Source organism: Streptomyces sp. NPDC102467 (genome assembly GCF_044765445.1).
In the GTDB taxonomy this organism is placed as follows: domain Bacteria; phylum Actinomycetota; class Actinomycetes; order Streptomycetales; family Streptomycetaceae; genus Streptomyces.
Map to the genome: position 1 here is coordinate 1 of NZ_JBIWKA010000071.1, position 1,384 is coordinate 1,384.

General features: G+C 65.8%; 1 protein-coding gene and 1 pseudogene. Both read right to left on the minus strand.

Features of this window, described 5'->3' with window-relative positions:
- Positions 1 to 40: 40 nt before the first annotated feature.
- Positions 41 to 604: a GNAT family N-acetyltransferase gene (locus ACIREE_RS42670; RefSeq protein WP_404164988.1), complete on the minus strand. Its 564-nt coding sequence runs from the start codon at positions 602 to 604 to the stop codon at positions 41 to 43.
- Between the two features lie 9 nt (positions 605 to 613).
- Positions 614 to 1,384: pseudogene (locus tag ACIREE_RS42675) on the minus strand (site-specific integrase); the annotation flags it as partial.

The following is a 1,384-nucleotide window of genomic DNA, read 5'->3' on the forward strand; positions in this document are numbered from 1 at the left end:
CTAATGGTGGAGTCGGGTATTGGAACCTGGGGAATGGGGGTCAGGTGGCTGTGGCTTTGCGCGGTCCGGCCGGGAGCATGTCAGCGGTCAGCGCCCATCGTTCGTGGTCCTGCCAGACGTTGTTGATGCGCTGGAAGCCCGGCGAGTATCCCTCGCGTCGGAAGCCCAGGCGCTTGACCAAGTTCAGCGAGGCCATGTTCGTTGGCTGGATGTTCGCCTCAAGTCTGTGCAGCCCGAGTTGGGTGAAGGCGAACTGCGCGACGAGGCGGAGGCCCTCGGACATGTGGCCGCGTCCTGTGGTGGACGCATAGGCGATGTATCCCAACATGCCGCTCTGCATGGAGCCTCGCACGATGTTGTTGATGTTGACTCCACCGACGATCGCACCGCTTTGCCGGAGACAGATGACGAGTCCCTCATGCGTGGGTTGAGTGAAGCGTGCGACGAAGTCGTCAAACGCTTCCCGGCTGGTGTCTCGTCTGGGTATCCACGGGTGGTGGAGCTCTGCGCTGTCTCGCGTCAGCGCGGTGATCTCCTCGTAGTCGTTCGCGCAGACTCGGCGTATCGCGACGCGGTCTCCGTGGATGAGGTAGCGGTTCAACATCCGGTGATCCTAATCAGCCGGGCTGGGCTGGCCTTCTGCTGCCCGGCGGCTGATCTCGGCTGCGTAGGCGGCCCAGTCTCCGGCGGCGGCCCGCTGCCATTTGACGGCAACGGTGATGTCGATGCCAAGGGTGCGTGCGAGGACTGCTGCGGGCAGTTCGGTGGAAAGCTGGAAAAGCGCGGTCGAGCGGGCTTCCGCGAGCCGCATGCCGAGTTTGCGGAGCCGTTCGCCCATGGCCCAGGCACTGATCGGACGGCCGGGCTGGCCGCCGGGGAACAGCCAGGGTGAGTCTGTCCGGCCAAGGACGGCATGGCTGCGGCGGACCTCAACTTGTTGGAGGGCGAGTTCAGCGACGGGTGCCGGGAGTTCGACCGGGACGGCGCCGAGGTGAATGCGGACGCCTCCGCCCGTCTCCTCGATGTGGTCGACGGTGAGCCGGGAGATCGCGGCGGGCCACTGGGCATAGAGGAGCAACAGCAAGCCAGCGAGACGGTCTTCGGGCTTGAGGGTGTCGTCGTGCAGAAGGCGACGGGCGGTGTCCCTGCGGGCGTCGTCGTCCATCGCCTGGGTGGGGCCGTTCCATCTCACCGCCGGGAAGCTGAGATCACGGGTGATCTTCTGGGCCAGGGCCCACCGCACGAAGTGGCCTGTCTCCCGACGGTGGCAGACGTCATCGCCGGTCATCCAGCGTTCAAGGTCGGCCTGACGGCAGGTGGCAAGGCTGAGGTTCTCGTCCTCGAGCCAGTCCAGAAGGCAGACGGCCGCCCGCAGATGTTGCCG